This window comes from Gordonia sp. NPDC003376 (assembly GCF_053589235.1).
On record NZ_JBSFRM010000008.1, the window covers coordinates 138444 to 161624 of the forward strand.

A 23181-nucleotide genomic window follows, 5' to 3' on the forward strand; every position below is an offset into this window, starting at 1 on the left:
TCAGCCCGCGTATCCCGGGGTGGCGTAGGCGTCGGCGGCCGACAGGCGTGCCGACGGGTCGAGCAGCAGCCCGGCCTCGGCGTCGTGCTCGTCGAGCGCCTCGTCGAACCGGCGGTTCGCCGGGCGACGGTAGGCGGCCTCGCCACCGCACATGGCCTCCAGCAGTCGCTGGTTGCCGTTGCGCTCACGCTCGGCGGCCGCAGCACGGTAGGTCCCGCGCTGGGCCTCGGGCAGGCTGGCGATGAACGCCTCCGGATGGACCACCGCGATCAGCCCGGACACGTGCCCGAAGCCGAGGCTGGTGAGCAGACCGGCCTTGAGCGGGAACCGCTCCCCCATCCGCAGGGTCTCACGCGGCCACACCAGGTGCGGGTACTCGCGCATCTTCTCGTCGACGCAATCCAGGCTGCGGTTCGGCGGGATGACGCCGTCGCGCAGCACCTGGCACAGCCCGATCAGCTGGAAGGCCGCGGCGCCACCCTTGGCGTGGCCGGTCAGCGACTTCTGCGAGACCACGAACAGCGGCGCACCGTCACCACGTCCGATCGCACCGGCCAGCCGTTCGTGCAGCTCGGACTCGTTGGGATCGTTGGCGCGGGTGGAGGTGTCGTGCTTGGACACCACCGCCACGTCGTCGGCCCCCACACCGAGCGCGCTCAGCGCGCAGGCCAGCGGCGAGTCGGCGGCACCGCGGGCCGCACCCAGGGCACCGAGACCCGGGGCCGGGATCGAGGTGTGCACACCGTCACCGAAACTCTGCGCCCAGGCGACCACACCGAGGACCGGCAGACCCATCTGGGCGGCCACGTCACCGCGGGCCAGCAGGATCGTGCCACCGCCCTGCGATTCCACGAAGCCCCCGCGGCGACGGTCGTTGGCCCGCGAGTAGCGTCGCTCGTCGATCCCGCGGGCGGCCATCTTGGCCGACTCGGCGGTGGCGGACATGTCACCGAATCCGACGATGCCCTCGATGCCGAGGTCGTCGAACCCACCGGCCACCGCGAACAGTGCCTTGCCGAGGCGGATCTTGTCGACACCCTCCTCGACCGACACCGCGGCCGTGGCGCATGCGGCGACCGGGTGGATCATCGCGCCGTAGCTGCCGATGTAGGACTGCACGACGTGTGCGGCCACGATGTTCGGCAGCGCCTCCTGCAGGATGTCGTTGGCCTTGGCCTCGCCGAGCAGCGTGTTGATGTACAGCTCGCGCATCGAGGTCATGCCGCCCATGCCGGTGCCCTGGGTGTTGGCGACCAGGCCCGGGTGCACCCACCGCATCAGCTCGTTCGGGGTGAAGCCCGAGGAGAGGAAGGCATCGACGGTCGCGACCAGGTTCCACAGCGCGACCCGGTCGATGGACTCGACCATGTCGGCCGACACGCCCCAGCGGGTGGGGTCGAAGCCGGTGGGGATCTGACCGCCGACGGTGCGGGTGAGCTCGAATTTGCGCGGCACGCGGATCTCGGTGCCGGCCAGGCGGGTCACCTTCCACTCACCGGTCTCCTCGTCGGCGACGACGCGGGTCTTGCCCGGCTCGGCCGAGGCGAAGGCCCGGGCCTCTGCCTCCGAGGCGACGGTGAAGGTGAGGTCCTCGTCGAGGAAGACCGAGGTCATCAGCGGCGAGGTGTTGTCGATCATCGCGCCGTCGTCGGCGTAGCGGCGGATACCGCAGCGCTCGACCACCGCATCGTGGTACCGCTCGGCGATCTCCGACTCCGCGACCGGATCACCGGACTCGGTGTCGTACCAGCCCGGCTTGGGCGCGGTGTCCCAGTGGATCATGCCGGTGTTCCACGCGAGTTCCAGAACACCTGCGGCGCTGAGCTTCTCGTCGACCTCCATCTCGAAGCGGGTACGCGCCGAGCCGTACGGCCCGAGCTCACCGGCGCCGACGATCACCACGAGGTCCTCGGGGCGGGCGTCGATCGGCGCCCACTCCGGACGCAGTCCCCGCTTGGCGCGGGCCGGTGCCGGCAACGCCGCGACGGTGATCTGCTCGTCGGCGTCGACGGCCTCGTCGGTGTCGGGGCCGGCGGCGTCGGCGGCCTGCGAGGCCAGGGCCTTCAGGTCGATCGACGGGTCGAGCCCACCGGTGAAGTCGGCGGTGACCGCGGTCTCCCGGGCGGTGGCGCGGGTGTTGGCCTCGCACAGACCCAGCAGGTTCGTGGCCATCTCCTCGGTGGTCCAGGTGCGGACCCCGGCCGCCTCGACGGCGTCGACGAGTCCGTCGTTGTGACCCATCAGGCCGGTGCCCTTGACCCAGCCGATCAGGGCATGGGCCAGCGTGGTCCGTGAACCCCAGTCCTCGGCGGCCCACCGGTTGGTCAGCGCGTCGAGGGCGGCCTTGGACTCGCCGTAGGCGCCGTCACCACCGAACAGACCGCGGTTGGGCGATCCGGGGAGCACGACGTGCAGCCGGGCCGCGAGATCGTGGTCGGCGCCGATGTCGGACAGGCCGGCGATCAGCCGCTCGACCGACCACAGCAGCACCTTCATCTCCAGCTCGGCGCGACCGCCGGCGTCGGTGAGGTCACCGGCGACGCGCGGGGCGGCGAACGGGAACAGCAGGGTGGGCTTCAGCGCGGGCTTCACCACCGCGGTGGTGCCGCCGAGGTTCTCGGTCTGCTCGCCGCCCAGCCAGGCGACGAGGTCGTCGATGTCTGTGTAGGAGGCCATGTTCGTCGGGGCCACCCACAGGGCGGCGTCGTGACGGGCATGGGTGCGGTAGAGCTCCTTGTAGAACGCCAGGCGACCGGAGTCCAGACGCGAGGTGGTGGCGACGACGGTCGCGCCACCGGCCAGCAGGCCGCCGACCACCGATGCGGCGATCGAGCCCTTGCTGGCGCCGGTCACCACGGCCACCTCGTCGCTCCAGCGACCCGTACCGGGTTCCTGCGCGGCGGTCACGATGGCACCGAAGATGCGCTCGTGCACCGGGTTCCCGGCAGCCGCTGCCTTGGCCTGCCACCATCCGGCGTGCTCGGCGACGGTGGCTCCGGTGCCGGTGAAGCCGGTGACGCGGGCATCGCCGTCGGCCTCGAGTTCGGTGGCGTCGGCCAGCCAGATACGGGCGAGATCCTCACGGGCGGTGGCCCAGCGGTCGTCCACCAGCACCACCGTGGCCTCGTCGAACACCGGGGCGACGGTACGGGCCCAGTCGGAGCCGAGCTCGTCGCTCACCAGTGCGGCGACCACCGCGTTCGGGTCCTCGACGTTCTCCGGGGTGGAGAGCTCCTCCGCCAGGCCGAGCTTGGACAGCACGGTGTAGGCGGCCGAGGCCAGGGCACCGTCGCGACCGGTGATCTGCTCGGTGAACTCACCCAGCGCGGCCGCGTCGACGGTGGCCCCGCCACCGGATTCGGCGGCCGGCTTGGCCACCGCGATCCCGCGGGCGGCACCGGCTGCGGCGACCGCACGGTCGATCAGGGCGTCGAGGGCCTCGGTGTTGGCGACCGCTCCGTCGAGCAGGTCACCGAGGTCGCCGCCGCGGACACTGGCACCCTCGCGGGTTCCCAGGGCCAGGGCGACGGTGGTGTGCAGACCCCAGCCGGGGCCGAGCTGCCACACGCCGGTGACGCGGTCGGCGATGTACCCCTGACGCTTGCCGGTCGGGCCGATCACCTTGCGGATCTGGTCGCCGACGGCGTCGGTCAGCACCGAACCGAGCGGGCGGTACCCGCGGGCGAGGCTGCTGACGGTGGAGGCCAGTGCGGCCATGTCGGCCTCGGCGGCACCGTCGATGGCGCCGAGGCCGAGCTCGCCGCCGATGTCGAGCAGCAGCTGGTTACGTCGCGAGGAGACACCGTCACACAGCGCCTCGATCGTGTCGGCGGCACCGATCTGGTCGGTCCGCATCTTGGTCCACAAGGCGATCACGGACTTGACCGCATCGGCCGGTCCGAAGGCGATGTCGTCGGGGCGCGGACCCGCGGCCGCCGCGGCAACGGGAGCCGGTGCGGCGGCCGGAGTCGGTGCGGCGGTGGCGGTCTCGGCAGCGGGAGCGTCGTCGGCGGCGGACTCGTCGGCCTCCGGCTCGGGCGCGGAGTCCTGGGCCAGGATGACGTCGCTGTCGCGTTCGACGTTGACCACCTCGGTGGTCGCCGATCCGTACTGGTCGAGCTTGAGGGTGTTGGTGGCCAGACCCGCCAGGGTCGGGGCGCCCTTCACCCCGATCTCGACGAAGCGCTGCACGCCCAGCCCGTCGCGCTCGGGGCCGGCGAACAGCAGTTCCTGGGTCTCGATCCAGCGGACCGGGCTGGCGAACTGCCAGGCCAGCAACTCGATCAGCACCACGCGCAGCAGATCACTCGGCCGTGCTTCCCACGAATCCCACTCGGCGAGAACGGCATCCAGCGGGTCGGACGGGACCAGCGCGGCGATCTCGGCGACGAAGGCGCGTTCCAGGTTGAACAGGCGCGGCACCAGGTTCGGGATGTAGCGGCCGACCAGGATCTCCGGGTCGATGTGCTCGGGCAGCAGGGCGTCGAGCTTGCCGCGGAACTCCGGCACACCGGCGCGCAGCACGGTGGAGTGGAACGGCACGTCGATACCGGGCACCACGATGAACGAACGGCGGCCACCGAATTCCAGACGGCGACGCTCGATCTCGGCCTCGAGGGCCTCCAGGCCCTTGACCGTGCCGGCGATCGCGTACTGCGAACCGAGCAGGTTGAGGTTGACCACCTCGAGGAACTCGCCCACCTCGGCGCCGACCTCGGCGACGAAGTCGGTGACCTGCGCGTCATCCAGGCCGAACTGGCTCGGACGGATGGCGGCCATACGGTAGTCGCTGCGCCCCTTGGCATCTCGCGGGACGAGGTGGTGCATCGCCTCGCCACGCTGGAAGACCACCTCGAGGACGGCCTCGAGCGGCAGCACACCGGCACAGGCGGCCAGCGCGTTGTACTCACCGACCGAGTGGCCACAGGTGATGGCACCCTCCACGAAGCCGCCGGCCTCCTTGAGCTCGGCGATCTGCGCGACACCCAGGGTGGCCATGGCGACCTGGGTGAACTGCGTCAGGAACAGCACGCCGTCGGGATGGTGGTAGGTGGTGCCACCGGCGACCAGGGTGGTCGGGTTGTCGCGGACGACGGCCAGGATCGAGAAGCCGAGCGCGGCGCGGGTGTGCTTGTCGGCACGATCCCAGATCTCGCGGGCGGCCTTGGACCGCGACCGGGCGTCGAGGCCCATGCCCTTGTGCTGGATGCCCTGTCCGGGGAAGGCATAGACGGTCCGCGGGGCGGCGAGCAGACCGGTCGCGCTCATCACCAGGTCGTCGCCCACCTTGCAGGTGACCTCGACCACCTCGCGGCCGGCGTCGAGACCGACGCGGTCGGCACGGATGGTGATCTGATCACCGGTGCGGACCATACCCAGGTAGCGGGCGGTCCAGCCGAGCAGCGGACGCGGCGACGGCAGCGCGTTCTTGGCATCGGTGGCGGTCAGCACCTGCTGCGCCGCCGCCGACAGCCACATCCCGTGGACGATCGGGTCACCGAGACCGGCCAGCTTGGCGGCCGAGGCGTCGGTGTGGATCGGGTTGCGGTCACCGGAGACCGCGGCGAAACCGTGCATCCGCGCGGGGGCGGTGATGGTGGCGATGCGCAGCGGCTTGCGGGTGGCCGACCGCTCGTCGCCGAGGGCGCCACCGGCACGCGCCGGATCGAGGAGTTCGGCCTCGCCCAGGCGTCCGCGGATGGCGAACCGCTCGGCCATCACCGCCACCGGGGTGTCGCCGTCGCGGATGTCGACCGACACCTCCACGACTCGACCGACCTCGGTGTCGGCGACCGCACCGAGGGTGGCGGTGACGACGAGTTCGGTTGCGGTGGAAGGGATCTGGCCGGTCACCTCGACGGCATGGTCGAGGTGGACGAGGTCGAGCAGCCCCTCGACGACCGACAGTCCGGCGTCGGTGGTGGCGGCACCGATGACGCTGAAGACACTCGGCCAGCAGGAGCGGACCAGGGTGTCGGGGACGGCGAAGCCGTAGGGCTGCGCCGGGGTGGTCGGGTGCAGGTGCGCCGGCAGGGTGTAGCCGGTCACCGCGGCGTGGTCGGCGACCGAGTCGGGCTGCCAGGCGACGGTGGTGGTGGACACTCCCCCGGTGACCGGGGCGAGCGAACCACCGGCGGCCACGGTGAGGATCTCGCGCATCGCGGTCGAGGCATCGTCGGCGAGCACCCGTGGGGCACCGCCGTCCCGCAAGGAGGTGTCGACCAGCAGCGGGATACGCACGGACGCACCGGAGATCGGCACGACCAGGTCGAAGCGATCCTCGGTGACGTGCTCGAGTACCGCACCGGACGGCTCGTGCTCGGCACGCTCGCCGGAGATCACGGTCCAGCGATCGCGGTCGCCGAGTCGGGCGATCGGGCTCGGCACCATGCGGCCGGCCCAGTTGACGTCGTCGGCCTCGAGGACGGTGGTCAGGGCGCCGTCGGCCTCGACCAGTCCGGCCTGTTTGCGGGACTCCACCGGCACCGGGGTCTCCCCCGCGGCCGACAGGTCGGCCACCACGCGGGCCTCGAAGCGGTCGAGCAGGTCGCCGACGGGCTCGTCGACCCGGGTGATGCCGGCGACGGCCACCGGGCCGGGGATGATGCACACGGCGTCCGCCGAGTAGCGCGGGTCGTGCGCCTGCCACAGCGAGTCGCTGCGCCACCAGCGGCGGACGTCCTTGTCGATCACCGGGACGAAGTTGACCGGCTTGCCCGGGGTGCGGCACAGGTCGAGGAAGAACGCGACGTCGGCCGGGTGCAGCAGGTCCGCCTCCACCGCCGGGTAGACACCGACGAGGGCATCGATCGCGGCGTGCGGATCGGCGACGGCGGTGGCGTCGGCGAACATGGTGGGGATCTCACCCGAGTCCTGCGGGTTCATCCGGGCCTCGGTGCGGCGCAGCATGTCGACGAAACGCTGCTGCCAGGTGATGTCGGCCCATGGCAGCTGGTCGTCGTTGGCGTCGCCCACGGCGAGGGTGGCGTAGCGGTCGAGCCACGCGCGGTAGGTCATGTCGGCGATGTCGCCGAAGTAGGGCTTGGCGGTCGGTGCCATCGCGGCGATGATCTCGTCCCGGCGTTCGGCGACGGCGTCGGCATCACCGGCGACGTCGTCGAGCAGGCGTCCGCACCGCGAGGCGGCGTTGTCGACCTCGTGGATGTCGGCGCCGAGCTGGCTGCGGCCCGAGGCCATTCCGGCGGTGGCGCGACCGGCACCGATCCACTCGTCACAACCGGCGGTGTCGACAAGCAGCTGCTTGACCTCGGGGGCGGTGGTGGCCTCCTTGGTGGCCATCGCGGCGGTGCCGACCAGGATGCCGTCGAGCGGCATGGCCGGGAATCCGTGCGCGGTGGCCCAGGCGCCGGTGAGGTAGCTGCCGGCACGCTCGGGGGTGCCGATGCCGCCGCCGACGCAGAGGACGACGTTCGGGCGGGCGCGCAGCTCACCGTAGGTCGACAACAGCAGGTCGTCGAGGTCTTCCCAGGAGTGGTGACCACCGGCGCGACCGCCCTCGATCTGCACGATCACCGGGTGGTGCGGGACCTCCGCGGCGATCCGGATGACCGAGCGGATCTGCTCGACGGTGCCGGGCTTGAAGGCGACGTAGCGCAGGCCGGCCTCGACGAGCTCATCGACCAGCGCGACGGCCTCGTCGAGTTCGGGGATTCCGGCGGTGACGATCACGCCGTCCAGCGGCGCGCCCTGGGCACGGTGCTTCTGCACGAGGCGCTTACCGCCGAGCTGCAGCTTCCACAGGTAGGGGTCGAGGAACAGCGAGTTGAACTGGGCCTGCCGGCCGGGCTCGAGCAGGTCGGTGAGCTTGGCGACGTTGTCGGCGAGGATCGCCTCGGTGACCTGGCCACCGCCGGCGAGCTCGGCCCAGTGACCGGCGTTGGCCGCGGCGGCGACGATCGCCGGATCGACGGTGGTCGGGGTCATGCCGGCCAGGAGCATCGGTGAGCGCCCGGTCAGTCGGGTGAAGGCGGTCTCGACCACCTGGCGGCCGTCGGGCAGCTCGACGAGGCTGGGGGCGAACTCGCTCCAGCGGCGGGCCACCTCCGGGATCCCGCCGGGGCTGAACAGGTTTCGCTGTCCGCCACGCGTCGCGGCGGCGACCAGGCCGACGCCCTGACCGCGCACCAGCGGCGAGGCCAGACGGGTGGCGAGGTCACCGGGGCCGAGGTCGAGGATCCAGGTGGCGCCGGCGGCGACGGCCGAATCGACGGTACCGACCCAGTCGACGGTCTCCACCAGGATCTCGCGGGCGAAGCGGGCGGCGAGCTCGACGTCGATGCCGCAGATCCGGGCCCACTCGGAGACCAGGTCCACCGCGGGAGCCATCGCCGGGTGGTGGAAGGCGACGCTGACGGTCAGGTGGTCGAAGGTCGGGGCGAACGGCGCACCGCCGGTCACCTTGCGCTTACGCTCGTCGGCCTCGTCTGCGGCGACCTTCTCGCAGTGGGCGGCGAAGCCCTTGAGGTGGCGTGGCGCGCCGGAGAGCACCACCGAGGTGCGGCTGTTGCGGATCGCCGCCACCGGGGCGGTCTCGAGCTCGGCGCCGGTGAGGCCGGCGCGGTAGTCCGCGAGGAGGGCATCGATACGCTCTGGGCGGATGCCGGTGACCGCCAGCATCGGGGTGCCGTCGCCCGCGGTGGCCAGACCGCGCCGACGGGCGACGATGGTTCCGGCGGCGCCGATCAGGTGCGCGATCGCCAGGAGACCGCCCTGGCCCGATTCGGCGATCTCGCCGTTGGCGCCGACGGCACCGGTCGCGAGGGTGCCCTGGGAATGGCCGATCACGGCGGCCGGGGTGATCTGCGCGGTGTCGAGACCCTGCTTCTTGAGGGACTCGATCGCAGCGAGCTGGGTCAGCAGGACGCCGGGGCCGGACAGGGTGAAGTCGGCGAGCTCGGCGTCGGCCGGAACGGCCTCTTCGGCATCGAGCGCGTGAACCCAGCTCAGCGGGTGGAAGCCGTCGGGGCGGGCCATGGTGACCTGTTCGGCGACCGGCTCCACGAGACGCTCGGCAGCATCGACGATCGCACTGATGCGATGTTCGAGGTCGGCGTCGATCACCAGTTCCGCGAGGGTCGGCAGCCATGCCGCACCCTGACCGCCGAAGCTGATGGCGTACGGTTCGCCGCCGGTGAGGCGGTCGATCAGTGTCTGCGTGGCGCGCCCACTGTGGGCTGCGCCGGCTCCGGTGCGGTGGTGATCGACGGTCACATGGCCTCCTGATGGCTTCGTGATGTGTGGCAACCCGAGCCGACCCCGGACGCGTGGCATCGCGACCTCATCCGGGTGATCGCCGGCCTGGCCCTCTGGTTGCACTGTTTGCGAACACGCCTGTCGGACAAGCACTTCAGGGATCGCACCTCGACTTCGAGGCACCATCGACGTGTTCGTGAGGACCATCATGGCACATAAAAGTGAGGGATTCCTCATGTTCAGACCTGACCGCGCGGTATACCCGTGAGTATCCCCGCGGGTAACAAATGCCTTTTCCGAAGCCGTTTTCCACCTGTCGAGAATCACGGCAGTTCACGGCGCATTTTCCGCCACCGAGCGATCGCTCCGCAGGTCAGAGATGGTTCGTTATCCAATCGTTATGTGACGTACAGCACTTAACAGTCGCGTTCCTGGCGAGCCGCCGCACACACCGTGGCCTACTCCCACGTAAGGTCATCGGACATGACCGACTGTGTCTTCTGCGACATCGTGTCGGGGGCATCGCCGGCCCGGATCGTCTACTCCGACGATCACGTCGTCGGCTTCCTCGACATTCGGCCCATCGTGCGGGGACACACCCTGATCGTGCCCCGGACCCATTCCTCCGGACTCGCCGATCTCGATCCCGACAACGGCGCCCGCATACTCTGGGCCGGCCAGCGAGTGGCCGCAGCGATGCGATCGTCGGAATTGTCCGCCGACGGGATCAACCTGGCCATCAACGACGGTCGTGCCGCATTCCAGACCGTGTTCCACACACATCTGCACGTCGTGCCCCGCACCGACGGCGACCGGGCACGATTCGTCCGCGGCCTGGTGGTTCGCCGTGATCCCGACCCGGACACCACCGCACGCATCCTGCGCGATGCCCTGACCGCAGAGGACCATTCATGACCGCGGGCGTGCCGACCATCCCCGACGAGGTGGTGGCCACCGTCGCCGACGCCGACTGGATCACGGTCTTCAGCGGCGCAGGGATGTCCGCCGAGAGCGGGGTGCCCACCTTCCGCGACGCCCAGACCGGGCTGTGGGAGAACTTCGATCCGTCGACGATCGCCTCCCCCGAGGCCTGGGACGCCGACCCGGCGCTGGTGTGGGGCTGGTATCACTGGCGTGCACACCTGGTCCGGGCCGCCCAACCCAACGCCGGGCACCTCGCGCTGGCCGACCTGTCCACAGTGGGCGCCGGCGACGACGAGCGCGCGCTGATGGTGGTGACGCAGAACGTCGACGACCTGCACGAGCGTGCCGGAACGCCGGTGCTCAGCCATCTCCACGGCAGCCTGTTCGCGCCCCGCTGCTCGGTGTGCGATGCACCCTACGACGGGCCCGACGCCGATTCGGCCGTCGAACCCGAGGGTTCGAAGCAGAATCCGCGCCTCACCCCGCCCACGTGTGCGGTCTGCGGTGGCACCGTCCGGCCCGGGATCGTCTGGTTCGGCGAGCACCTACCCGCCGACGCGTGGGAGCGGGCCGAGAACGCCTTTCGCGGAGCCGACGTCGTCCTCGTGGTCGGCACCAGCGGCGTGGTCTACCCGGCCGCGTCGCTGCCCGAACGTGCCGCGGCATCCGGTGTGCCGGTGATCGAGATCAATCCCGAGCCGTCGGCCCTGACCGAGGTGGCAACCCACAGCATCCGAGCCGGCGCAGCCACCGCCCTACCGGCGCTCGTGGACGCGATCCGTCGTCGGGGATGAGCAGCCAGTTCCACCGTCAGTCTGCCTTGTGGTCACCACCAGCACCCGGCCGACAGAGGTTTCGACACGACTCCTCGCTCCGCTCCTCGTCGGCTCAACCACCCACTACCACAACCACTTCCGATCGTTGAGCCGGGACCGATCAACCGCCACACAACGCGCGCAACCACTTCCGATGATTGAACCCGAACCGATCAACCGCCACACAACGCGCACAACCACTTCCGATGGTTGAACCCGAACCGATCAACCGCCACACAACGCGCGCAACCACTTCCGATCGTTGAGCCGGGACCGATCAACCGCCACACAACGCGCACAACCACTTCCGATGGTTGAGCCGGGACCGAGCCCGAAGGGCGAGGACCCGAGTCGAAACCCCGCAACACACCAACGTCCCCACTCACCCCTCGAGGTGGCCACCACCAGCACCCGGCCGACAGAGGTTTCGACACGACTCCTCGCTCCGCTCCTCGTCGGCTCAACCACCCACTACCACAACCACTTCCGATGGTTAAACCCGAACCGATCAACCGCCACACAACGCGCACAACCACTTCCGATGGTTGATCCCGAACCGATCAACCGCCACACAACGCGCGCAATCACTCTCGATGGTTGAGCCGAGACCGAGCCCGAAGGGCGAGGACCCGAGTCGAAACCCCGCAACACACCAACGCCCCCACCCACCCCTCGAAGTGGCCACCACCAGCACCCGGCCGACAGAGGTTTCGACACGCCTCCTCGCTACGCTCCTCGTCGGCTCAACCACCCACTACCACAACCACTCTCGATGGTTGAGCCGGGACCGAGCCCGAAGGGCGAGGACCCAAGTCGAAACCCCTACTCCCCCGGACCCAGATCGACAGGCGCCCAGGCGATCTGCTCGGCGGCTTCGGACACGACCACCGATCCCGGCTCGACACCGCGAGCCTGCAGGGCGATCCACAGACCGGCGAGCGCCGACTCCGGGTCGAGCTCGAACTCCGACTCCCGGATCCGCCAGAATTCCCAACCGCAGCGGCGCAGTTCGCGTTCGCGTTCCATGTCCGAACGTGCCTGTGCTCCGGTCGAGGTGAACTCGTCGCCGTCGCATTCGACCGCCATGCGGCCGTCGGCGCCGGTCACCACGAGGTCGATGGTCCGATTGTTGACCACCACCTTGGGGGTGACGTGATAGCCGCGCGCGGCCAGACAGTCGAACACCTGCTGCTCGAACAGGCTCGAGAACGGTTCCACGCGAACGTCGGTCGGCACGTCGACCGGAATCGGCGGCAGAGCCGGACCGGCGTTGGCCACCATGTAGCCCAGCAGCGACCGACGCAGGTCACCGGAACCGAGGTCGTCGAGGGCGATCGAGTGGAACAGCCACATCTGGTCCATCGCCCGCGAGGCGGCGACGTTGAACCGGCGCTGGGATTCGGCTCGCGTCAGCGCAGCGATGGCTCCGGGATCGGAAACGACCATCGACAGGAACATCACGCGACGTTCGTCGCCCTGGAAGTCCGGCGGGCTGCCCACCCGGATCCGCCGTGCACGGCGTGTGGCCTCGTCGATCCGGTCGGCCACGATCCGCTCGATCACATCGACCTGCTTGTTTCCCTGCAGCACGACGATGCCGAAATCCCTTCCGTCGTAAGCGGGGTCGGTAAGACAATCACACAACGCGCTCACGATGGCCTCGGCTTCGACCTCGTTGGCGATCGATGCACCCGACCCGGTCGCGGTACCGTCCACCGACACCGTCCGGAGCGGGTCGAGCCGATCGGCACCGTACTGACGCACCGGGATCAGCGGGGCGTCGCCGTAGAACTGGGCGGAGGAGAAGCCGATGATCTCGGGCATCGATCGGAAATGCTCTCGGAGGCGGATGAGATGCCCGAATCGGCTGCGCAACAGAGAGAACAGGCTCGACCGCGGTGTCAGACCATCACGCAGGTAGTGCGGGAGATCCGGAAGATGCGAGTCGAGGGTGGCGAATGCCTCGTCGAGCGTGGTGGCGGTCAATCCGTTGGGCGCGCACTGCTTGTCGTCGCCGACGACGATCACCCGTGGCGCGAGCCACAGCAGGAGGACACCGGTGACATCGGCCTGGCTCGCCTCGTCGACGATCACCACGTCGAAGCTGTTCTGATGGGCCGGAACGGTGTCCACGACCTGCGACAACGGCATCACCCACGCCGCGACGGCATCCTGGGCCTCGGCCATCGCCTCACGGGCCGCAGCCCGGAATCGTGGCGCATGCTTACCCGAGCCCTTACCGAGGCTGATCATGTGGTCGCGGTAGGCCTGCAGCGCCTGCACCTGGCCGACGGTCACGCGCGACAGGCAGGCCCGCCAGGCCCGCGCCGCAGCGAGCTGGGTGGTGAGCTGCGCGATGTCGGCCTCGGCTTCGTCGAGTGCCGCCTGAAGCACCACCTCGCCACGCGGATCGCTGCGTTCGGCCGCCCAGACCCGTGCGCGGCGCCACGCCCACGCACCACTCACCGATCGCAGTCGGGTGTCCCATGCGGGGTCGTCGGCGGTGTCGGCGAGCAGGATCATGAGTGCGGGGGCCTTGGCGTGCAACCGAAGTCGCAGCAGATCGAGTGCGGTCTGATCCTGCCATTGGGCATGTGCGGTGACCGCCGCCCGACGCGCGGCGCGGATCGCGACGGCGTCGCCCGCCGACAGCGCGGTGAGCAGGGCGTCGCCCTCGGGTGAGGGACCCTTCTCGAACTCGACGGCCAGGGCGTGGGTGTGGTCGGCGAGCTCGGCCTCGGCGAGCAGCCCGTCGTTGGCCGCTGCGACGGCACCGGCCTCGTGGGCGACGGCGGCCACCTCGTCGACGCTGCGGGGCCGTGGTCCGGCCGGGCTGATCGCCTCCAGTTCACGGACCAGCGCGTCGCGTTCGGTGAGGAGGGTGGAGATCCAGCCGAGTTGGCCGTCGAGCTGCACCAGCCGGTTCAGCTGCGAGGAGCGGGAACCCGAGGTGTCGATCGGCACGTGCAGGTCGGCGAGAACGCGGTGAACCTGATGGATCGCGTCGACCACCGCGAGGTGATCGGCCACCAGTTGCAGGCCCGCGGCATCCGTGGGCGTCCGCCCGTCCACGGTGGCGGTGACTGCGGAATCCTCCACCGCGCGTTGCTCTTCGGAACGGCGCAGCCGTCCCCGCCACTTGCCGCCGGATCGAAGGTAGTGGGCCGCTGCCGCAAAGATCGCGCCGTCACCCGGTCCGGCACCGTCGACGCCGACCGCGTGGGCGCCGAGCTCCCGATCCCGGCCGGCCGCGTCGGCGATCACCGGCGAGAGCGTGGCCACCCGCGACCACAGGTGTGCCGCCTGCCCGGCGAGCAACCGATCGGCCATGTCCACCATGGTCGGCGGGTACATCCGGACCTCCCCGGCGGCGATCGCGAGATGATCACAGATCTCCTTCAGCCGCACCAACCGATCGCTGTCGACACCGGCGAGGATCGACAGCAGCGATCCCCCCGGACGCACCGGCCCGGCCGGGCGGCGCGCGATGCGCGCACAGATCCGATCGGTGGTGGCCGCGTCCGGTAGCAGCGCCTCGAGGTCGACGAATCGCTGCGCCAGCCGATCGGGCTGTCCCTCGGTGCGGCGCAACAGATCCAGTAGCCGGACGAACTCCGCGGTGTCCAGCGGTGGCACGGCGCCGTCGATCGGTCCGGGTAGCCAGTCGTACTCGTCGGCGTCGGCGGTGGTCTGGCGGACGATCTCGGCGGCGGTGCCCCGGTAGTCACCGGCCACCCAGTCGTGGACCTCGGTCTCGGCGCGACGCAGATCCCACAGGCCACGGAGGGCGCGCTCGCGCCGCTCGATCGCCTGTTCCCGACGGTCGGCGAGGTCGGCGATCTCGGCGGTGGCCACGCTCTCGGTGTAGGTCGCCTTGCGCTCGGCGATCGCCTCCACGCCGGAGACCAGCGCGGAGAACCGGTCGCGGGACACGTCGGCGGTGGAGACGGTCAGCTCCTGGAGCTCGGGCGGGAGCATGTCACGCACGACGTCGAGGGCGTGCGCCTTCTCGCTGGTGACCAGGACACGCTGACCCTTCGCGAGTAGCGCGGCGACGATATTGGCGATGGTCTGGGTCTTACCGGTTCCCGGCGGCCCCTCCACCACCACACCGCTGTCGACGCCGAGGCGTGCGAAGACGTCGCGCTGTTCGACGTTGGCGGGCAGCGGATACAGGGCGTCGGCGACGAGTTCGTCGGCGGGCATCGCGCCCGCGTCGGCCAGTGCGGCGATGCGTTCGTCTGATTCGACCGGGGCGATCAGCTGGGCGAGTCCGATCGGCACGTCGTCGGAGTCGCGGAGCGCCGCCAGCATGCCGTCGTAGAAGTCGAGCACGGCCGAGGCACCGCGTTCACGGACGACGAGCGCGGTCGATGTGGTGGTGGTCAGGTGCACCAGGCCGGTGTCGACCTTGACGCGCCTGGTCCACTCGTCGACGAGTTCGGCCGCCTTGGCGTGCGCCGCGTTGGGCAGTGCGTCGACCTTGGCGCGCAGCCGGACCACCGGTTCGAGGTCGATGCCGGCTGTCGAGGCAAGGAGATGGGAATCCTGCAGCACCGGGACCGACCCGGTGCCCAGCGTGATCCGGATGGTGCCGGTCTCGTCGTCGCGGTCGGCGACGACCTCCTGGGTGAGCAGATGATCGCGGACCACGGGGCCGGAATCGGAACCGGGCGCGGCCACCGTGACCAGCCCGGCGGCGAGGACGAGTTGCCGGGATTCGGGACGAGCGTGCAGTTCGTCGATCAGCGTCGACAACTGCGCGTGCCCGTCTGCATCGGCGTCCACCGTGAGAAGCAGCTGCCCGCCGACCGCCCCGGTTCGGATGGGGATCTGGGTACCCGAACCCACCGGGACGTGCGCGGGATGCCGGTCGAGATCGCGGACCGTGACCGACCGTAATCGGACGAGATCGCGGAGGTACCCGAGCAGACGGAAGACCTGATCGCGACGAACGTCGCGACTCTCCCCCTCGTCCATGGGGCCGCCCTCCTGTGTCCGACCAGCGGTGATCGGCTCGACCTACGGTCGAGCTCGATGTATCACGCTACCAAGACGCCATGTCGAGGGCCGAATGCTGCCGGTCAGCAGGTCAGCGGGTACCGCTGCGGAGGGCGCGGAAACCGCCGTCCACGTAATGCACGTTGGTGTAACCCAGATCGGCGATCTGTTCCGCGATCCGCGGCGCCTCCGACGACACGGACACCACGTTGATCTCGGTGTCGGGGTCGTCGATCACCGGGAACGTACCCGATGGGGTCGGCGTGAATCGTGCGGAGATGTCGGCGGGGTCGACGACGACCGCTCCGGGCAGGCTGCCCTGGTGGCGGACCACCTGCGGTCGGGCGTCGACGACGACGGCACTGGTGTGGGCGAGGGCTTCGGTTGCCGAGATGGGATCCACCACTGACACTGGTGACGCTCCTGAAGTTGCTGGTCGATCGTTCGCAGGTGGGACCGACTGTCGGCGGGTCCCGATGGGTATGTCGTTCACACCCACCGCAGAGGTTACGGAAAAATGTCGAAACGCCCAACAGTGATTCTCAGAGTGAGACAAACCGCTGCCACCTGGGACAACACCCGGTATCGGCCGACATGCCCCGCAGCGAGAAACGCCGCCGGCCGACGTGCACGGGGCACGTCGGCCGACAGAGGAGAGCGTAGGCCGACCCTCGAGCAGGTCGGTCCGCGGGTACGGGTGTCAGCCGCGTCCGCGCCCGGCGACCCTGCGGGTCCCCCGCTTGCCCCAGTCGCCGCCACTGCGCTGATGGCCACCCTCGCGACCACCGGCGCGCTTTGCACCACCGCGTGCACGAGGCGGTCCCATGTCGCGACGGAGGTCGATCGGGGTCTTGCCGATCTTGGTGTTGCGCAGCAGGTCGAGGGTGTCGCGGTCGAGGTTCTCCGGCAGTTCCACGAGCGAGAAGTCGTCGCGGATGCTGATGTTGCCGAAATCACCGCGGGTCAGGCCGCCCTCATTGGCGATCGCGCCGACGATGGCACCCGGTGACACCTTGTGCTTGCGGCCGACCGCGATCCGGTAGGTGGCGAAGTTGCCGCCGGACTTGCGCGGGGCGCGATCACGGTCGCGGTCGCGGCGTTCGGGACGCTGCCCCTCGGGCGGGTCCGGGGCCATCAGGAAGCCGCCGTCACGGGTCTCGAGGGCCAGGGCCGCGGCGATGTCGGCCATCGCCACGTCCTTGTCCTGGGCGTAGTCCTCGACCAGCTTCCGGAAGGTGTCGAGGTACTCCGAGGCGAGGTTCTCGGTGATCGAGTCGGCGAAGCGCGCGACACGCTGGGCGTTGACGTCCTCGGCCGAGGGCAGACCGATCTCGGCCAGCGGCTGACGGGTGGCCCGCTCGATCGCGCGCAGCAGGTGACGCTCGCGCGGGGACACGAACAGCAGCGCGTTGCCCGACCGTCCGGCACGGCCGGTGCGGCCGATCCGGTGGACATAGGACTCGGTGTCGTGCGGGATGTCGTAGTTGACGACGTGCGAGATCCGGTCGACGTCGAGGCCGCGGGCGGCGACGTCGGTGGCGACCAGGATGTCGATGGTGCCGTCCTTGAGCTGGTTGATCGTCCGCTCACGCTGGGCCTGGGCCATGTCACCGTTGATCGCGACCGCGGAGAATCCTCGGGCACGCAACCGCTCGGCGAGTTCCTCGGTGGCCTGCTTGGTGCGCACGAACACGATCATCGCGTCGAACGTCTCGACCTCGAGGAACCGGGTCAGCGCGTCGAGTTTACGCTGGTGGGACACCTGCAGGTAGCGCTGGGAGATGTTCTGCGCGGTCGCGGTCTTGGCCTTGACCGTGATCTCCTCGGCGTCGTGCAGATAGCGCTGCGCGAGCCGGCGAATCGCCGACGGCATGGTGGCCGAGAACAGTGCGACCTGCTTGCTCTCAGGGGTGTCGGAGAGGATGCGCTCGACGTCCTCGGCGAAACCCATGGTGAGCATCTCGTCGGCCTCGTCGAGGACGAGGTACTCGAGCTGGGAGATGTCGAGGGTGCCCTTGTCGAGGTGGTCGATCACGCGACCGGGGGTCCCGACGATGACCTGGGCGCCGCGTCGCAACCCGGCGAGCTGGACACCGTAGCTCTGCCCACCGTAGATCGGCAGGATCCGCACATCGGGCATGTGTGCGGAGTACTTCTCGAAGGCCTCCGACACCTGCAGGGCGAGCTCACGGGTCGGCGCGAGCACCAGCGCCTGCGGACGCCGCACCGAGGGATCGATCCGGGACAGGATCGGGATCGCGAAGGCAGCGGTCTTGCCGGTGCCGGTCTGGGCGAGACCGACGACGTCACGGCCGGCCATCAGGGGCGGGATCGTGGCCGCCTGGATCGGTGACGGCTTCTCGTATCCGACCTCGGCGATCGCGCTGCGCACCTTGGGTGCGATGTCGAGATCGTCGAAGGTGATCGCCGACGGATCACCCGCGTCTGTGGGTCCGGTCATGCGTTGTGTCTCCCATTCATCGAGGACAACTGTAATGCGCGGACCGCGTGAAAGCCGCATCCGAGCCCCGACCGGTCACGCGAGCACCGCGATGTGACACAACGCGCACCCCCGTTCGCCGCTCCTGGCATCACCCTGCCTCCATGGTGTGATCAAAACCACTCGATTACTGCTACTCTCGGTCGCAGCAAAAACCCGGGACGTCGCAGCACGGCGACGTCCGCCCGATTTGCCCGCTTTTCGGATCAGGAGCGACATTGCAGCACTACACCACCCCGTCCGACCTGAACATCGACGACAAGGCCACGACGGTCGACGCGATCCTGCGGTACCGGGCCGAGCGACCGACGATGCCGCTGTTCAAGAAACGCTCCAACGGCGTGTGGATCACCGTCACCGCCAAGCATTTCGCCGATGAGGTCGACGCCGTGGCCAAGGGCCTGATCGCCGCCGGCGTCCAGGCCGGTGACCGGGTCGGCCTGCTCTCCTCCACCCGCTACGAGTGGACCGTGCTGGACTACGCGATCTGGCGCGCCGGCGCGGTCACCGTCGCGATCTACGAGACCTCCGCCCCCGATCAGGTCGGCTACATCGTCGAGAACTCCGGAACCACGCTGCTGTTCGTGGAGAACGACACCCACCACGCCCGGCATCGCGAGGTACTCGACGCCGCACCGGCGCTGCGCGAGACCCTCGTGATCGAGGGCGGCCCCGGCGACGGCGCGATCAACGACCTGACCAAGCGTGGTGCCGACGTCGGCGACGACCGGCTCGACGACCGCCACGCCAACCAGCTGTCCACCGACGCCGCCACCCTGATCTACACCTCGGGCACCACCGGACGCCCGAAGGGCGTGGTCCTCACGCACGCGAACTTCCTCGCCGAGTGCGCCGCCACCCGCGACGCGGTGGGCGCCGGCCTGGAGGAGGGCAAGTCGACACTGCTGTTCCTGCCCCTGGCGCATGTCTTCGCACGCGTGGTGGCGGTCGGCTGCGTCGAGAACGGCGTCATCTTCGGACACACCAACGACATCCCGAACCTGATCAACGATCTCGCCGTGTTCCAGCCGAACTACGTGCTGTCGGTGCCACGCGTCTTCGAGAAGGTGTTCAACTCGGCCAAGCAGAAGGCCTACGACGGCGGCAAGGGTTCGATCTTCGACAAGGCCACCGAGACCGCGATCGCCTACAGTACCGCCCTGGAGAACGGTGGCCCGGGACTGGGACTCAAGCTCAAGCACACCCTGTTCGACGCGCTGGTCTACAAGAAGCTGCGTGCGGCGCTCGGCGGCAACTGCGAAGGCGCGATCTCCGGCGGCGCCCCGCTCGGCGCCCGTCTGGGACATTTCTTCCGGGGTGTGGGCATCCCGGTGTACGAGGGGTACGGGCTGTCGGAGACCACCGCCGCGGTGACCGCGAACTACGAGGGCTGCCAGAAGGTCGGCTCGGTGGGTCGCCCGGTGCCCGGGGTGTCGGCCGCGATCGCCGAGGACGGCGAGGTGCTGCTCAAGGGGCCGGTGGTCTTCACCGGATACTGGCACAACCCGGAGGCCTCCGCCGAGGCGATCCGCGACGGCTGGTTCCACACCGGTGACATCGGTCGCCTCGACGACGGCTTCCTGTTCATCACCGGCCGCAAGAAGGAGATCATCGTCACCGCCGGCGGCAAGAACGTGTCGCCGGCGCCGCTCGAGGATGCGATCCGCGCCCATCCGATGATCAGCCAGTGCATGGTGGTCGGCGACAACAAGCCGTTCATCGGCGCCCTGATCACGATCGATCCGGAGGCCGTCCCCGGCTGGCTCGAGCGTCATGACCTGCCCGCGGACACCCCGATCGCGGACCTCGTGGACAACGCCGCCCTGCGGAGCGAGATCGGCGACGCGGTCGACGAGGCCAACGGCAAGGTCTCCAAGGCCGAGGCGATCAAGAAGTTCACCGTCCTGGCCACCGACTTCACCATCGAATCCGGTGAGCTGACGCCGACACTGAAGCTCAAGCGCAACGTCGTCGGCGATGCCTACAAGCAGGCGATCGCAGACCTGTACATCTGATCGGGCCGGTACCCGACCGGCACCACACGACCACGTCGAGAGCACCCGTCGCATGCACCGGCATGTGACGGGTGTTTCTTATGTGACAATTGGGACTCGGCTGCGCGTCGGTGTGCCTGACCCGTGGGTGACACCCTAGGCTCTCTCTCGATGAACCGGGATCTCGCGATCGACGCCACACGCGGCCTGGCGATCTGGAGCATGATCACCGCCCACTTCGCCACCGGCGCGGCCATCGCCTCACCGACACACGCCTTCCCGTACGTGGACGGGATGAGCGCGTTCGTCCTGCTGTCCGGATTCGTCCTCGGCCTGGTGTACCACCGCTGGATCGACCGTCACGGCCTCCGCTTCGCGTACCGCCGCCTGACCCGACGGCTCGTCGTGCTCTACCTGTGCCAGGTGTTGCTCGCGGCGGTCGCCGTGGCCGCCGCGCTCGCCGGGCACCGGTGGCTGACCCTGCTGCTGCCCGTCGACGGATGGGGTGACGGGTTGCTGCGATCACTGAGCCTGACCTACCTGCCCAGCGGCGGGAACATCCTGCTGATGTACATGGTGTTCATGGCGTCGGCATTCGTGCTGTTCCCGGTGCTGATGCGGGGCGGGTGGTGGCTCGTCCTGGCGGCCTCCCTCACCCTCTACGTCACGTCCCAGGCCGCCGCGCCGGACTGGTTCTACCTCACTGCCGACATGGCCGGGCCGCGCATTCAGAACTGGGCCGGATGGCAGATCATGTTCGTCCCGGCCATGGTGATCGGCTGGAATTGGCAACGCTGGGATGTCGCCGCGCGGATCGGCCGCCTCTTGCCACTGCTGGTGGCGTCGGCCTTCGGAGTGGCGCTCTCGTTCCACCTGCTGATCGAGGACGGGCCGTGGACACCGCATCTGGTCACGCTGGCCGACAAACTCGAGTTCGGTCCGGCGCGTGCGCTCGGGGCGTGGGTGCTGGTGCCGGCGGTGTACGGCGTCTTCCGTCTGGTGCTGAGGTTCTGCCATCACGACTGGCTGCGACCGTTGGTGATGACCGGCACCCGCAGTCTCGACTCCTACGTGATCCAGGCCATCGCGTTGATCGTCGTCCCGATCCACGTGGCGCATCGGCCGTGGACCCCGCTGACGATGTCGGCGGTCGCGGTCACGGTGTTCGGATGCTGCTGGGTGTGGGCGGAGTTCCGACGGGCCTGCGAGATCGACAAGCTGCACCGGTTACCGATGATCGTCGTCGACGCCGCGCTCCCGGGAAGGCAGTATCCCGCCGCCGATTCCCGGACCACCGCTGATTCCCGGACCACCGCTGATTCCCGGACCACCGCTGATTCCCGGACCACCGCCGACTCCCGGACCACAGGCGACATCGCGACCGCGACACCGGTCCCGCCGCCGCGCGGAGTCGAGGATCCCGTTCCACCACCCCCTGACACCCGGTCCGCCGAGGACCTTTCCGTAGGAGTGCCCCGATGAGCGACGCCGACCTGCCCGAGATCCTGCGTTCGGCCGGGGACATGACCGTCAGCGTGCACGCCGGCAACGACTCGAGCGGTCCGTCGGTGCGTACGCCGATCACCATGGCGAACTCGTATCATCTGCCGCCGGAGCCGGAGGCCGCCGACTGGTCGGGTACCGCGCAGCTGTTCTACACACGCAACACCGGCGCCAATCAGGTTGCGTTGCAGGACAAGCTCGCGGTACTCGAGGGCGGCGAGGACGCCGTGGTGCTGGCATCCGGGGTGGCCGCCCTGCATGCGGTGTTCTTCACCTTCCTGGCCACCGGCGACCACGTCGTCGTCTCCGACGTCACCTACGAGGCCACCTGGAAGCTGTGGTCGGATCTGATGCCGGCGAAGTACGGGATCGAGGCCACCTTCGTCGACGTGACCGACCCCGACGCGGTGCGTGCGGCGATCCGCCCGACGACGAAGATGATGGTGACCGAGGCAATCGCCAATCCCACCACGAAGGTCGCCGACATCGCCGAACTGGCCGCGATCGCCCACGGCGCCGGCCTGCTGCTGATGGTGGATTCGACGTTCACCCCGCCCCCGCTGTACCGGCCGCTGGCCGACGGTGCCGACCTCGTGGTGCACTCGCTGACCAAGTACATCAACGGACACGGCGACGCGATGGGCGGCGCGGTGATCGGTGCCGCCGAGCTGATCGGGCAGATCAAAGGGCAGGCGATGGTCGACGTCGGCGGGGTGATCTCACCGTTCAACGCCTGGCTGATCGCGCGCGGTTCGATCACCCTGCCGCTGCGGTTGGCCCAGCACCAGGCGACCGCAGAGACATTGGCACGCATGCTCGCCGACGACGAACGCATCGCCTACGTCACCTATCCGGGCCTGCCCGACCACCCGCAGCATCAGCTCGCCCACCGCCAGTTCGGTGGCCGCGGATTCGGCGGGATGATGGCGTTCGCCGTCGATGGGGATCCCGCGACGCAGAACCGTTTCGTGTCGCATCTGAAGGTGATCACGTCGGCGGTGTCGCTGGGCCACGACGAGACGCTGATCGTGCACGTCGGCACCGACGGTCCGCGGGTGGCGGCCTACCCCGACCCGTTCCGCACCTTCGGGCATCTACGGTTCTCGGTGGGCCTGGAGGATGCCGACGACCTCGCCGCAGATCTGCGTCAGGCACTCGACGCGACGTTCGCATGACCGGTCCGACCGGCCCCGACCGACACCGGGCGACCCGGCCAGATCATCGTCGGCAA

At 69.5% G+C, this 23181-nt stretch carries 9 protein-coding genes; 5 read left to right on the plus strand and 4 right to left on the minus strand.

Annotation, left to right across the window (positions count from 1 at the left end; all coding sequences use genetic code 11):
- Positions 1-9231, minus strand: a complete 9231-nt coding sequence (locus tag ACWDUA_RS10950) for a fatty acid synthase subunit beta domain-containing protein (protein ID WP_449751040.1) — start codon at positions 9229-9231, stop codon at positions 1-3.
- 465 nt (positions 9232-9696) lie between these two features.
- Here ACWDUA_RS10950 and ACWDUA_RS10955 point away from each other — a divergent pair, with 465 nt between their 5' ends.
- Both ACWDUA_RS10955 and ACWDUA_RS10960 read left to right on the plus strand, forming a co-directional pair.
- The gene (locus ACWDUA_RS10955; RefSeq protein ID WP_449751041.1) at positions 9697-10128 is read left to right on the plus strand and encodes an HIT family protein; all 432 of its coding nucleotides are present in this window, start codon (positions 9697-9699) and stop codon (positions 10126-10128) included.
- Positions 10125-10931 (plus strand): SIR2 family NAD-dependent protein deacylase, encoded by an 807-nt coding sequence (locus ACWDUA_RS10960; RefSeq protein WP_449751042.1) that lies wholly within the window; start codon positions 10125-10127, stop codon positions 10929-10931. Before ACWDUA_RS10955 ends, ACWDUA_RS10960 begins: the two co-directional genes overlap by 4 nt.
- An 843-nt stretch (positions 10932-11774) precedes the next feature.
- On the opposite strand, the gene ACWDUA_RS10965 is transcribed toward ACWDUA_RS10960, so the two are convergent.
- The 3 genes from ACWDUA_RS10965 to ACWDUA_RS10975 form a co-directional block, all read right to left on the minus strand.
- The gene (locus tag ACWDUA_RS10965) at positions 11775-15932 is read right to left on the minus strand and encodes an AAA domain-containing protein (RefSeq protein ID WP_449751043.1); all 4158 of its coding nucleotides are present in this window, start codon (positions 15930-15932) and stop codon (positions 11775-11777) included.
- 112 nt (positions 15933-16044) lie between these two features.
- Positions 16045-16365 carry a rhodanese-like domain-containing protein gene (locus tag ACWDUA_RS10970; protein ID WP_449751044.1) on the minus strand — a complete coding sequence of 107 codons (321 nt, stop codon included), beginning with the start codon at positions 16363-16365 and terminating at the stop codon, positions 16045-16047.
- A 288-nt stretch (positions 16366-16653) separates the two neighbouring features.
- Positions 16654-18414, minus strand: a complete 1761-nt coding sequence (locus ACWDUA_RS10975) for a DEAD/DEAH box helicase (RefSeq protein ID WP_449751045.1) — start codon at positions 18412-18414, stop codon at positions 16654-16656.
- Between the two features lie 257 nt (positions 18415-18671).
- Here ACWDUA_RS10975 and ACWDUA_RS10980 point away from each other — a divergent pair, with 257 nt between their 5' ends.
- From ACWDUA_RS10980 to ACWDUA_RS10990, 3 genes are all read left to right on the plus strand, one after another.
- The gene (locus ACWDUA_RS10980; RefSeq protein WP_449751046.1) at positions 18672-20468 is read left to right on the plus strand and encodes an AMP-dependent synthetase/ligase; all 1797 of its coding nucleotides are present in this window, start codon (positions 18672-18674) and stop codon (positions 20466-20468) included.
- A gap of 150 nt (positions 20469-20618) precedes the next feature.
- On the plus strand, positions 20619-21929 hold the full coding sequence (gene opgC / locus ACWDUA_RS10985) for an OpgC domain-containing protein (RefSeq protein ID WP_449751047.1): 1311 nt from the start codon (positions 20619-20621) through the stop codon (positions 21927-21929).
- Positions 21926-23125, plus strand: coding sequence for a trans-sulfuration enzyme family protein (locus tag ACWDUA_RS10990; protein WP_449751048.1), 1200 nt, complete (start codon positions 21926-21928; stop codon positions 23123-23125). Before opgC ends, ACWDUA_RS10990 begins: the two co-directional genes overlap by 4 nt.
- The last annotated feature ends 56 nt before the right edge of the window (positions 23126-23181 follow it).